Here is a 12,956-nt window from a genome sequence, read left to right on the forward strand (position 1 = left end):
AAGCGTTCGCTTGATTCAGGCCTAGTTGTCGATACGACTGCGAATAACGTTACCTCGCGGAATTCACGGCAAAACGACCGTTGCACTCGCGTACTCGATCTTGCGGCTGAAAGTCACTCATCTAGAACAGTTTTTAACACCCGGTAGGCCTCGATACTTTCTTCGACTTCCGCCTTGCCACCAGCTTCCTCAACGTGCTCCATAATTAGCAGCAAGTTCTCCACGCTTCCCGCTGCCAAAACTGCCGCCTTCAAGTTCTCGAGCTGATGTTCCGTAGGCAGCAATGATCCGCTCTTGGCACCGCTCGCTGCTTTTTTCGAGCGAGTTGGAGTGTCCTTCTTTGCAGAGTTTGTCGTTGACGACGCTTTGGTCGGCTTGGCTGGTTTTTCTTTCACCGGTTCTTTAGCCGGCTTCTCTTTCTCGGCTGGCGTCGTCTTCACAGGCGTTTCCTTTGCCGCTTTTACCGGTGCTTCCTTTTCCGCTACGTCGTCGGACTTGGCCGCATCTTCGGTTACCGCCTCTTCGGTTGCCACAGCTTCTTGTTTGGGTTCGTCTTCAGGAGGAGTTTCGGTATTGTTCTGGGATTTTGCCATGGTGCGTTTGATTCAATCCGATGTCGCGTCATGAGGAAATTGACTGCCGAACGAGGCCCGAATCCCCGTTGAGCAACTTGTTGCCCAACCGAGCGATACGTCTAGTCGGTTCGGCTAAAGCCAGCGTTTGCGAGCAGGGATATATCAACAACAGCCAACTCGGGCAAGCCAATCTCACCACGGATATCGCACGACGAATTCCTTCGTCTCGTCTGCCTACGTTACCGGTCCGATTGTTCCCCGCCACGCGGTATTTCCCCTGTAAATCCACGCCGCGTTCAGCCTCGATCGCAGGTAGCCCCGGAAATAGCCCAGCCCGCAAAAACGCAAATCAACCTCAAGTTCACTTCGTACGAGGTCATCTCAATTCCCCCTCGTTTCGCGATACAGACGAGAACCCGATGGGACAGAAAAAACCTCATTTTTTGCGATCCCCCAGGCTCTGTCATCGCGACCACGATCGACGACGTGCGTGCCGGTGAAACGTCCAATCGCGGGCAAGACCAGCACGCCGCTTCGGTAGTGGAAACACGGTAATGTGCCGATGGAATCTGATACACGGACTGCAGGATGCAAATGCCCACACACCAGCAACGACGCATCATCCGGAATCGGCTGCGGATGGTGGGTCATCACGACATCACCGATCCGCTCGTACGGATCAATGATTTCGATCGGCCACTCCACCGGGAGTCGACCGATGTGGGCATCGTGGTTGCCGCGCACAAGTGTCGTCACCAAATCACGATGCCGTGCAAAAAACGATTCGAGAGCAGTAATGACATCACGAGACAATGACGAACGGGCGTGAAACATGTCACCAAGAATCACGAGCCGACTCGCACGGGTAGACTCGAGCAGGGAATCAATCGCCGCGAGCGTCCCTTTGGAACTGCCCACTGGCACCGGAATGCCGTGTCGTCGAAACGTCGCCTCCTTGCCAAAATGCGTATCGGCTACGAAGAGAACGTTCTCGTCCGGCCAGTACAGCCCGCCCTGCCAGCAAAGAGTCAACTCAACTCCGTTTAGGTTTATGTCAACGACTCCAGGCATTCCATTTACTTCCGTAAGTCGATCAATTCGGATGTGGTTGGAGGACAAAGCGAATCTGATTGCCCAGCCGCAACTTTTTGCGTTCCGGCGAAGAGGATCGACCAACCCATTACGCAACTAGCCATCGCTCGCCTACTCATCAGCCGCTTTTTCAAGTTGTGTTTGCATCCGGGCGATCCGTTCACCGAGCGTCTCGCTACTGACGCGTTCGCGCAGTTTATCGACGAGCAAAGGAAAGGCGAGCGGTGTCACCTTTGGCGGTTCCCGGACCAAAATTTCGCTGTTCTCGATTCGTTCCAGAGCCGCGAACAACCTCGACGACTCCAACTGCAGCTCCAGCACCTCACGTCGAGCCTGTTCTAACAGCAGATTGTCGGGGTCATATTCCTGAAACACGTCGAAGAACAAGTTACTGCTCGCCTGGACGTGACTGGTACTCTTGCGTTGGCCGGGATATCCGGGATGGATTAGCCCTGCCACGCGTGCGATTTGTCGAAACTGCCGTTTGGCCATTTCGGTGGAGTTCATGCTGCTGAGTATGTCACCGAAAAGGTTCTCCGTCGAAAACACGTTTACATCGACGACTGTCTCCAATTCAACACGGTGCGGTGATTGCAATACGATCCCATAGTCGTTGCACGCCATAGTGAACGTCGTCTTTTGCAATTTTGAAATCCGATACGCCAAGACTGCCGCCAATCCTTCATGAACCAAACGCCCCTCAAAAGGGAACACGAACAACTGATGCCCGCCTCGTGTTTCGACACGTTCAATCAGTAATTGGTTGGCACGTGGTAAAGTGCTCCACCGTGATTGGAGTTCGAACACCCCCTCCAAAGCTCGCATCTCACGACCGACCAATTGCCCATCGGCGGCTTGCTCGATTTTTAACCGCAACTCGGCGCTCAGTTCGGACGAAAGTGGCATTCGTCCACCCATCCAGCGCGGCACCGAATCGGGCTGCCCCTTGGCACGTTTGACGTAAGCGACGTTGTCTTTGACGCGAACGAGTTCAACGAGCTTGCCGGCAAAGAGAAACTTGTCACCACCGTTGAGTTTTGACAAAAAGCTCTCTTCAACACTACCCAGCGTCGCACCTTTTTGATACTTCACTTTCATCGAAGCGTCGGAAACGATCGTGCCGATATTCATACGGTGCATCGTCATCGTCCGTCGCTGGGTGACCACGTATCGATCACCGTCTTGCTCCACGCGATGAAAGTCTGGGTAGGCCGTCAACGAACTGCCGCCATGGACGACGAAATCGAGAATCCATTTCCATTCCGTGTCGGTCAGCGACTCATACGCTCGGCTCGACCGCACCTCCTCGAGCAGTTCTCCGGATACAAAACCGCCACCGATCGCGACCGTGACCACATGCTGTGCGAGCACATCGAGCGGCTTGTTCAGCATCGGCCGTGCTTCCAAACACCCCTTGCGAATTGCGTCTTGGGCAGCGGCGAGTTCGATCAATTCGAGCGCGTTCGTCGGCACAAACGCGAGACGACTTTCTGCATCCGGTTGATGGCCGCTACGACCAGCCCGCTGCAACAATCGGGCGGCCCCCTTGGGACTGCCTATTTGCAGAACCAAGTCCACGGCGGTGAAGTCAACGCCGAGGTCGAGACTGCTGGTACAAACAACCGCTCGCAACGAACCATCGCGCAGTCCATTTTCCACCCAGCGTCGAACCGAGGTATCGAGTGAACCGTGATGCAAGGCGATCTTTCCCGCCCAATCGGGACGTTGCCGCAGCAGATGTTGATACCAGAGTTCGGTTTGCGATCGAGTGTTCGCGAACACCAACGCACTGTTGACTTGGTCCAAGCGATCTGCCACTTGAGGGACCATTTTGGTGCCGATATGCCCTGACCAGGGAAACCGATCGATTCGAGCCGGAATGATCGACTCCAATTTCATACGTTTCTTCTTGTAGCCTTCGATAATCCGCACCGTTCCGGTCGGATTCACACCCACGAGTGCGTCTTTTGCTTGTTCGAGATTACCGAGCGTAGCCGACAATCCCCAAGTACGAAGCTGCGGATTGAGTCGCCGCAATCGCGCGAGAGCCAACTCGGTTTGGATGCCACGTTTCGTACCCAGCAACTCGTGCCACTCGTCAACGATGACCGCTTCGACACCAGCGAGTTGCGGCAACAATCGCTCGTGGGTCAACATCAACGAAAGACTCTCCGGCGTCGTGACCAGGGCCGTAGGCAGTCTTTTCATTTGGCGAGATTTCGCACTCGCTTTGCTGTCGCCCGTTCGAGACTCCAATTGCCATGGCAACTGCAAAGCATCCAACGGTTCACGCAGCGACGCCTCCGTGTCACCGGCGAGCGCCCGCAACGGGGTGACCCAAAGCACGCGCACCGACGGCGACCGTTTGGGGTTCCATTTAGTCCGATCGGGGTTTTCCTGTAGCCATCGCAGCAGTGGCCCCATCCAGGCGGCGAGTGTCTTACCGGTTCCCGTTGCCGAGTGAATCAATCCACTCTGGCCGTCCTGGTAAGCACGCCACACCGATCGCTGAAATCGAAAAGGTTTCCACCCAATCGATTCGAAATAGCGATCAACGATCTTCGTTGGCGTTTCGACAGGAAGTTTGTGCATGTGATTCGTGTAACGCTTTTTTCGGCTCGTCGACGTGGAGTCAGTCGCGGAGTCACAACTAGCCAACCCATCTCCATTCAATCATCTAACATTTCCAATAATTCACCGAGCTGGTTGGCGTCTTCAGCTTTCTTGTCATGTCGCCATCGAAGAATCCGAGGGAACCTGGTCGCCACGCCACTTTTATGCCGCGTTGACCGCTGCAGCCCCTCGAAGGCCAACTCCATCACGAGCGTCGGCGTGACGCTTCGAACTGGACCGAAAGTGTCTTTGGTGTTTTGCCGTACAAAACGGTCAACTTGCCGGATCTCTTTGTCGTCGAGTCCACTATAGGCCTTGGCAAACGGAACCAACTGATCACCGTCCCATAACGCGAACGTGTAGTCGGTAAACAAACTGGCTCGTTTCCCGTGACCTTTTTGTGCATAGATCAGAACAGCGTCGATCGTAAAGGGTTGCACTTTCCACTTCCACCATGTTCCGCGAACCCGTCCAACATCGTAGGCGGCGTCTTTTCGTTTCAACATCAACCCTTCCGCGTTGACGTCTCGACTGCGTTCACGCACCTCCGCCCATTCATCCCAGGACTCACCCGAAACCAATTCAGTGATTTTCAAATGCGGGTGGTCGCAATCGCCTAACAGTTGTTCGAGTTGACCACGCCGCTTCACAAATCTTTGTTGGCGGATATCAACTCCACGATGTTCGAGCAGATCGAAAGCGTGAAAAACGACGGGTACTTCGCTGAGCAGTTTCTTGCCGATTGTTTTGCGACCGATCCGTCGCTGCAATTGCCCAAACGGCAGAACGTTCCCGTCAGAGGCGACCGCCAGGATTTCGCCGTCCAAAACGGTTCCGTCCGGAAGATGTTCGGCTGCCGATTCGATCTCTGGCCAACGATTCTCCATCAGCTCTTCACCACGTGACCAAATGAAAGTTTGCCCCGATCGCCGGATCACTTGTCCGCGAATTCCATCCCACTTCCACTCGGCAACAAACTGTTCGGCATCGCCGATCGGCTGAGGGCCTTCCTCGATGTTAAGGGGGTGAGCCAAACAGAACGGATACGGCTGACTAGCCAGCGTGTCTTGCACGTCAGGATCAACGAGGCTCGCAAAAAAATCATGCGTTGGAGTCCAGTTCCCCATCAATCGATGAGATACCACATCAGCAGACACTCCGGATTGTTGAGCAATCGCCCGCGTCACCAGTCGCTTACTAACGCCCACACGAAACGCTCCCGTGATTAGCTTCATCACAACAAAACGCAGCTTCGCTGGTGTTTCCTTCCAGATTTCGACCACGAATTGTCGCTGAGTCTGTTCATCGAGCGCACGCAATGGGAGCAGCCGATGCTCGACCCAGTAACTTAGCGACTCATCCGTTCTGATTTCGCCAGGCGGCACCACCAGAGAAAGCGTTTCGGCCAGATCGCCAACAGCGTGATAGGATTCGTCTAACAACCACGACGGGATGGATGCTTCTTCGGCCGCCCACGCTCGGAGCAGTTTCGTCGGCACAAGGCGTCGAAGTTTATTGCCGCACAAAAAGTACGTTGCCCAGGCAGCGTCGAGCGGCGGAGCGGCGACAAAGTACGACGACATCGCTGCAATCTTTTCGTTCGTTTTCGTGGTGGAGTCGAGTGCGTGATAAAGTTCGGCAAAGCGAATCATGATCCTTCGCCCTCGACACCGCTGGCTTGAGCACCGTCTTCATCGTTTTCGCTGCGAGTGCGTGAGTCGATCACGTGAGCCTCACGGCCGAGCTCTTGGAGATACCGAGCCACGGTCGCGGAATAACCATGGGTGACCCAAACGGTTTCGGGGTCACACAACTCCACTGCCTTCAGCAATGACGGCCAATCAACGTGATCGCTGACCACGAATCCGCGATCGACAGCTCGGCGGCGTCGGGCCCCCCGAACTGCCATCCAACCACTCGCCATCGCCGTGCTTGTTCGCCCGAACCGCCGCAACCACGGAGTGCCATTGGCGCTAGGCACGGCGACGACGATACCGCCGGTAAAATCGTGCTTGCGTTCGAGCGAACCAACGAATGTCGTCTCGGGAAGATCGACGCCAGTCTTGCGATACGCTTCATTCCCTTTCTCGACGGCGCCGTGCGTGTAAATCGGTCCGATGGAAGGATCGAGACTCGCGAGCAATCGCTGGCTTTTGCCGGCCGCATAACCATACAATACGCAACACTTGCCCTCGTCGCGGCTCTCTCGCCACCAATCGTTGATCGCATCGGCGGTGGTCTGTTCATCTTCCCAGCGATAAACGGGCAACCCGAACGTGGACTCGGTCACCAACAGGTGACAGGAAAGCGGTTGCCAAGATTCACAGGTCGGATCGTTGCCGAGTTTGTAGTCACCAGTCACCACCGCGACCTGGCCGCGATGTTCGAGCCGCACTTGTGCCGACCCCAGCATATGACCGGCAGGATGAAAACTGACATCAACGCCGTCAATTTTTATCGACTCGCCATAGGGCAGGAACTGAAACTCAGCGTCATGGTTCATCCGCATCCTCAACAGATGCTCGCTGCGTTGGGCAGCAAGATAACGCTTGCATCCCCACCTCGCGTGATCGGTGTGCGCATGGGTGACCACCGCACGATCGACCGGAGATCGAGGATCGATGTAGAAGTCACCCGCGGGACAATAAAGTCCGCGATCGGTCGTTTGGATGATGGAAGAAATCACGTACTGGGTAAGTCAGCTTGAGTATCCGAGGGGTCCGGTGTTACTGAGCATTCGCTTTGGCCAAGTCCCCGACGAATTCTTGGAACATTTGCTCTTTTCTCGCTGCATCGGGCATTCGCAAGATAGCGGCCGGGTGCCACGTCGCGATCGTGCGTTGACACCACTCGGTCGCTTGCACGACACCTCGGCTAGCGGTGATGCGAAAGTCGCGTCCGATTAAGGCCTGGGCAGGCGTCGCTCCCAAACACACCAGTGTATGAGGTTGAATAGCGGCGAGTTCCGCTTCCAACCACGGGCGACACGCATAGATTTCGCGTGAGTTGGGCTTCTTGTGCAGTCGTCGCTTCCCTCGCTGGGTGAACTTGAAATGCTTGACCACATTAGTGATGTACACCTCGTCGCGACCAATTTCCAATTCGGCGAATGCGCGATCAAGCAACTCGCCCGCAGGACCGACGAACGGTTTGCCCGCGATGTCCTCACGGTCACCCGGTTGCTCACCCACCAAAACAATTTTCGCGTCGCGAGGCCCTTCCCCAAAAACCGCCTGCGTTGCGAATTGATGCAAGTCGCAGGCCTCGCAGCAATTGACCGCCGACGCCAAGGAATCCAAATCCGGTTGAGGCGGAAGAAACTTCGTAGCCGTATCCGCGAAACCTTCGTTCCGTTCGATCATGTCAGCGACTCGCTGTGGGGCGTCATCCAACAGGTCTTGAATGATGGAAGCTTCGGGGAGCGTCTGCCAATGCCGAACCGGCATCTCACGTTTCATCATCGCGACTTTCACGCGAGCCGGGTTAAAGATCGACGCATAATAAGTCTTCCAAAGCGATTCGAGAGAATCCTCATCCGACACTTCGCTTGCCGGGACGCCTGCACCGTATCGCAACGTTTGTTGATCCCAAACGACAGACTCAATCGGCGTGAAGATCGACCAATTCATCGCCTTAAATCGGCGAGCAAAGAACGGCGCGGCAAGGCTTACGATACGATGATCGGGGCGATGCCAAGCGACGTAGGTTTCTTCGAGTGCGGAGGCAACCCTGCGGAACCTGACGAATGCTTTCATCTTGTGAACGTCCCGCGTCACCGCTTTTTTCATTTGGTGCAACTCGTGGACGTCGTCATCCGTCACCATTTGCAGCAACGCCGGCTCGTTGTGCGTCAATCGCCATAATGTTCGGTACAACAGTTCCCATCGGACAGGACTCTGATGGCAGGCGACGGTCTGAGCGATTTCGAGAAATGATTTTGGAACGGTAACGTTTGCCCGAGCCGTTTTCGACACCGACTCGGTGTCCGCGAACAGTGTCGGTTGTTCATCAAGTGTCGAGAAATGCACGTCCGAAGGTGCGATGCCGGCACCGAGCAGCCGACGGGCTTCGGTCCGCCATTGTTCATACGTTTCGATCGAGACAAATCGTTCCATGCCTATGCTGCAGCGGTCCAACCGACCGTGCTATACCTCGCCACTGAGTGCAGAACCGGCGGCATCAAACAGCAGCAACTGCTTGTCTTTCGTTGCGACCTTCGTTTTGAGATTCAATCGATCCAAATCACGCACGCCCGGATGATGATCCGCGGTCAGCACAAATGCTTTGGTACGATTCCATGCCACACGCAACTTTCGCAAATCGGTGGATCGCAGATTGCGATGTTTCCGAAGAGTTAGAATACGTTTCACATTCCGGACACCAATCCCGGGAATCCTTAACAGTTCTTCGTAACTCGCGCGATTCACATCGACGGGAAAGAAATGACGATTCGCGAGCGCCCACGCCAATTTCGGATCAATTTCCAATGAGAGATTGCAATCGTGTTCGGTGACAATTTCTTCGGCATCAAAACCATAGAATCTCATCAGCCAATCGGCCTGGTACAAACGATGCTCGCGAATCAGTGGCGGAGACTGACCGGGCAATCGCGCATCCGCATGAGGAATCGGACTGTATGCCGAATAGTAAACGCGACGAAGCTTTTGTCCGGAATACAAATCCGAGGCCGTCTTGAGAACGTCGATGTCAGGTGTTTCAGTCGCACCGACGATCATCTGCGTACTCTGGCCAGCCGGAGCGAACCGAGGTGGTTTGAACCCGGCTTTTTCCTCCTGTTTGGTTTCGTCGATTTTCTCGCGGATACCGCTCATGGCCGAGACGATCTGTGGCTTCTTTTTCTCGGGAGCGAGCCGAACCAAATCGCCTTCGGTCGGCAACTCGATGTTGACGCTCAAACGGTCCGCCCACTGTCCCGCCTCTTCGATCAAAGCCTGCGACGCGTTCGGGATCGTTTTCAAATGAATGTAGCCGCCATATCGCTGGTCGGTGCGAAGCCGCTTGGCGACCAAGATCATCTGCTCCATCGTGTAGTCGGAGTTCTGGATGATCCCGGAACTGAGAAACAACCCTTCGATGTAATTGCGTTTGTAGAACTCCATCGTCAGCGAGACGACCTCATCAACGGTGAACCTCGCTCGGGGCGTATCGCTAGACACGCGATTGACACAGTACTGGCAGTCGTAGATGCAGTAATTGGTAAGCAGAATTTTGAGCAGCGACACGCATCGGCCATCCGGCGTGTAACTGTGGCAGATGCCCATGCCTTCGGTGCTGCCGATTAAGCTGTCAGCACGCGTTTTTTTGGATCCGCTGCTGGCGCAGGAAGCGTCGTACTTCGCGGCATCGGCCAAAATGGCTAGTTTTTCTCGGACTTCCATGCATTCGCTTGGCAAGAGTGATCGGGAGGTCTACTAACCGCCGAAACGACGCAAGAGCAACCACCAAACCGCGGGCATTCGACACAATCACAGCGACTGGCGAACCAAGCAGGCAAGCATTTCCCGTTCCCAAAAACCGCAGGTTCGACGATCTGTCGTAACCCACACCGCTGGCGGCATTTAGGCGACCCGATCGACGATTTCGATGCCTTCGGTTTCCGGTTGCACCCAATCGGCTTCGCAGTGTTCACATCGGATCAAATCCACTCGGCGGGGCTGCCCACACGACGGGCAGGGTTCTCGGTGAACCAAGCGATACATCGCAACCATCGACAGTGGCGCCGCCAGCGTGACCGCCGGCACGGCCCACATCCACAAACGAGTTTGCCGCGAACTCAGCCCTCGCCGATATGCGACTCGACGAACCAGCCAGAACGCGAGTGCCATCACGAACACAAAAGAAATCAATGCAGTCGAAGCCGAAATCGGATTTGCTGCGATTTCCGGGAACGGGGTTCCCGCCGACGGATGCCCGGTGAGGACCATCCAAGCCGAAATCGCTAGAAAAAGCAGGTAGAACGCACCCGGCAAGAACCCGCATGCGACCATGGTCATGCTGAACTTGTCTTCGTGCGGGGCCGGTACCGACTCGGGTTGGACTGAAAACTTCAGTAATTTCGCCGGTACATTCGGCCGCAATTTAAGAACGTCCACATCATCCCATCGACGGGTGTTTTGCCAAATCAACAGTTCTTCGGGAGCCCAGGCGACGGAATGCATTTCAAGGTGAGTCAGCGACTCGGGAACGTCAAACGTTCGCACCCATTCGACGTTCAGCTTCAGCGATTTCGAAGTTTGCCGAGCCTGCAGATTGCTATTCAAATCAGGCTCAACATACCAATCTTCACTCCCGGTTTCATCGATTAATCGATACTCGTGCAACTGGTTTCCGATGCCCAGGATCAGCCTCGGTGCCTTTCCAGCGGGTGTGGGAATCACCGCGCCCATCTCGATGTCCTGTTCTAGGAGCGTGCGCAAACCGACCGGATCTTGCTCGATCACCATGACGCCTTTCGACGTGACGAGCGGCCCCAGATATCCCTCATTGACCAACGTCGAAAACAACCGCCATCCGTTACCGAGCGGATCTTGCTGAAACGGCCTCCCGGAGAAATCACCTGCGGCGTAAACGCCATCTGCAGCGATCGTTTGAACCCATCGCGATTGCGGAAACTGTTGGTATCCCAACAAATATCCACGCGAATCGTAGGCGTACAGTATCGACGAACCGAGCGCATTGCTGGGTTGAGTGAAGAATCCGTCACCGCTCCAGTAAGTCGCTTCCAGCGGCCAGAGACTAGAAAAATCTCGAAACTCTTTACCGATCGCGTCGTCAGCCTGTGCATCGATCTTGCCCCCATTTTCAACTCGTTCGCCCCCGAGGACCTGATTGGTGTAGTTGCCAATCGTCGCATCGTACTGCTGTATTTTTGTGGTCATCCACAATTCACCTGAATCGTCTGCCACCGCAAGCGTCGCGAAGGGTACGGGCACATAGACTCGCGATCGTGTTAGGTCCTCAAACACTCCTATCGCACCGATCACACCTGCGACATGACACAGCGTTGTTCCCACGAGCATGTAAGTCGGCAAGAGCCAACGTCGACTCAGCCTGGGGTTGGACGTCTCTGCCGACGGATCCGATGACAGTTCCCGCCATCCTTGATTAGCAACCAACATCATCCAAGCGAGCGTTGGCAAGGCGGCGAGCAGACACCATCCCGCCACCGCGAGTCCGCCGTTGTGTAGGTAGCCGAAAAAGACCACCTGCACCGCTCCGGCCGGAACGATTGGAAATAACCGCGTTCCCCACCACGAGGCGCCGCGTGCCATCATCAACATCGCGGCAGGATGCAAGGCAAACGCAATGAACGCAAACACCATTGCCGGGACAACTTGGGCGGCTCGCATCGGAGTCCACCACAATCCTTGATATCCCACCCACATCGCCAGCCCCAACACGGGCAAGAGAATGGCAACGGCATATAGTGAAAAGCCTGCAATGGTTTTCGAGAAGAACACATCACTCGATGTGACGCTGCGATGATTCAAGTACGCTCCAGCGGCGGGCTGGAGATCTCGATAGGACTGCACCACACCGAGTGCAAAGGCTAAGAACGGCGTAACAATCGCAAAATGCGTCACCAACTCCGTTGCGAGCAACGCGTTATTCCCGACACGCGTGGGATGCACCATCCAGCAAATCGCGGTGATGACGAACAAACCGATCGGGATCCAGCGGACGTTCTCACGCAGTTCTTTCCAAATCAACGGTCTCATGACGCGGCTCCTGTGTAAAACGAATGCCCCACGCGTGATCGTGATAGATAGGCGAGCACCGCATCCTCGAAACTCACTTCCACTGATTCGGCATTCACGTTCCATTGCTCGATCGCCTGCCGCGTCTTCTCGTCCGCATCCGCTACCGTCACGTGCCAACGATTCCCGAGACTACGGCAATGAACAAGACCAGGCATCGAATGCTCCCTCGTCGGATCCTCATCGCCATCGATCACCCATGCGGCGACGCGGCCTCGAAACTCATCGAGAGCGGTATCGACGAGCATGCGTCCGTCGACCATCAAAGCAACTCGATCCGCCACCCGCTCGACGTCATCGAGCAGGTGGCTGCTCAACAAAACGGTGCGATCACCTGACTCGCTGAACTCGACGATCGTTTCATTCAATGCTCGGCGGCTGACCGGATCGAGCCCCAAGGCAGGATCGTCGAGGATGAGCAGTTCGGGATCAGCCGCGAGCGTGGACGCCAACGAGACGCCCGCACGCTGCCCGCGACTGAGCCACGACACTTTTGCCTCCGCATCCAATCCGAAACGCCGTACGGATCGCTCAAACAGCGAACCGTCCCAGGAGCGATGAGTCTCGCGTCCGAATCGCTCGCATTCCCGCACCCGCATCCACGGATAGAGAAAGTGGCCCTCCACGGTATGACCGATCCGGCAACGCGTCTGCGGCGTCAGATGCCGACTATCGGTGCCGAGCACTTCGCAGGTCCCGCGGGTCGGGTCGAGAAAGCCGAGTAGCATCCGGATGGTTGTCGTCTTGCCAGCACCATTGAGCCCAAGCAAGCCCACAACACTGCCGCGTGGGACGACGAAATCCAGATCCCGCACGACGGCGTGACAACCAAAATAGCGCGTTAAACGTTGAGTTCGCACCACGGCAGAATCAGGCATTTCGGGGCTCCACTTTCAAT

General features: G+C 55.6%; 9 protein-coding genes. All 9 read right to left on the minus strand.

What is annotated here, in order from left to right; translation table 11 throughout:
• Window positions 1-113: 113 nt before the first annotated feature.
• The 9 genes from NB063_RS29655 to NB063_RS29695 all read right to left on the minus strand — a co-directional run bounded on the left by NB063_RS29655 (window position 114) and on the right by NB063_RS29695 (window position 12,936).
• Window positions 114-533, minus strand: coding sequence for a hypothetical protein (locus NB063_RS29655; RefSeq protein WP_250932966.1), 420 nt, complete (start codon window positions 531-533; stop codon window positions 114-116).
• Window positions 534-956: 423 nt separating this feature from the next.
• Window positions 957-1,646: a ligase-associated DNA damage response endonuclease PdeM gene (pdeM, locus tag NB063_RS29660; protein ID WP_250932968.1), complete on the minus strand. Its 690-nt coding sequence runs from the start codon at window positions 1,644-1,646 to the stop codon at window positions 957-959.
• A gap of 132 nt (window positions 1,647-1,778) precedes the next feature.
• The gene (locus tag NB063_RS29665) at window positions 1,779-4,259 is read right to left on the minus strand and encodes a ligase-associated DNA damage response DEXH box helicase (protein ID WP_250932970.1); all 2,481 of its coding nucleotides are present in this window, start codon (window positions 4,257-4,259) and stop codon (window positions 1,779-1,781) included.
• Between the two features lie 77 nt (window positions 4,260-4,336).
• The gene (locus NB063_RS29670) at window positions 4,337-5,932 is read right to left on the minus strand and encodes an ATP-dependent DNA ligase (protein WP_250932972.1); all 1,596 of its coding nucleotides are present in this window, start codon (window positions 5,930-5,932) and stop codon (window positions 4,337-4,339) included.
• Window positions 5,929-6,966 carry a ligase-associated DNA damage response exonuclease gene (locus NB063_RS29675; RefSeq protein WP_250932974.1) on the minus strand — a complete coding sequence of 346 codons (1,038 nt, stop codon included), beginning with the start codon at window positions 6,964-6,966 and terminating at the stop codon, window positions 5,929-5,931. The genes NB063_RS29670 and NB063_RS29675 overlap by 4 nt, the downstream gene beginning before the upstream one ends.
• Before the next feature lie 40 nt (window positions 6,967-7,006).
• Complete coding sequence (locus tag NB063_RS29680) at window positions 7,007-8,395, minus strand: UdgX family uracil-DNA binding protein (protein WP_250932976.1); 1,389 nt, start codon at window positions 8,393-8,395, stop codon at window positions 7,007-7,009.
• A gap of 30 nt (window positions 8,396-8,425) precedes the next feature.
• A complete protein-coding gene (locus NB063_RS29685) occupies window positions 8,426-9,679 on the minus strand; it encodes a putative DNA modification/repair radical SAM protein (protein ID WP_250932978.1) in 1,254 nt (417 codons plus the stop codon).
• A 180-nt stretch (window positions 9,680-9,859) separates the two neighbouring features.
• A complete protein-coding gene (locus NB063_RS29690; RefSeq protein WP_250932980.1) occupies window positions 9,860-12,019 on the minus strand; it encodes a hypothetical protein in 2,160 nt (719 codons plus the stop codon).
• Entirely contained in the window at window positions 12,016-12,936 is a 921-nt protein-coding gene (locus tag NB063_RS29695; RefSeq protein ID WP_250932982.1) for an ABC transporter ATP-binding protein, read from the minus strand. The genes NB063_RS29690 and NB063_RS29695 overlap by 4 nt, the downstream gene beginning before the upstream one ends.
• Window positions 12,937-12,956: the final 20 nt, after the last annotated feature.

It is taken from the genome of Aporhodopirellula aestuarii (assembly GCF_023701485.1).
In the GTDB taxonomy this organism is placed as follows: domain Bacteria; phylum Planctomycetota; class Planctomycetia; order Pirellulales; family Pirellulaceae; genus Rhodopirellula; species Rhodopirellula aestuarii.

Excerpts from the sequence above, each read along its gene's own strand:
- pdeM (WP_250932968.1), bottom strand. The coding sequence starts at position 1,646 with ATGCCTGGAGTCGTTGACATAAACCTAAACGGAGTTGAGTTGACTCTT.
- NB063_RS29665 (WP_250932970.1), bottom strand. The coding sequence starts at position 4,259 with ATGCACAAACTTCCTGTCGAAACGCCAACGAAGATCGTTGATCGCTAT.
- NB063_RS29670 (WP_250932972.1), bottom strand. The coding sequence starts at position 5,932 with ATGATTCGCTTTGCCGAACTTTATCACGCACTCGACTCCACCACGAAA.
- NB063_RS29680 (WP_250932976.1), bottom strand. The coding sequence starts at position 8,395 with ATGGAACGATTTGTCTCGATCGAAACGTATGAACAATGGCGGACCGAA.
- NB063_RS29685 (WP_250932978.1), bottom strand. The coding sequence starts at position 9,679 with ATGGAAGTCCGAGAAAAACTAGCCATTTTGGCCGATGCCGCGAAGTAC.
- NB063_RS29690 (WP_250932980.1), bottom strand. The coding sequence starts at position 12,019 with ATGAGACCGTTGATTTGGAAAGAACTGCGTGAGAACGTCCGCTGGATC.
- NB063_RS29695 (WP_250932982.1), bottom strand. The coding sequence starts at position 12,936 with ATGCCTGATTCTGCCGTGGTGCGAACTCAACGTTTAACGCGCTATTTT.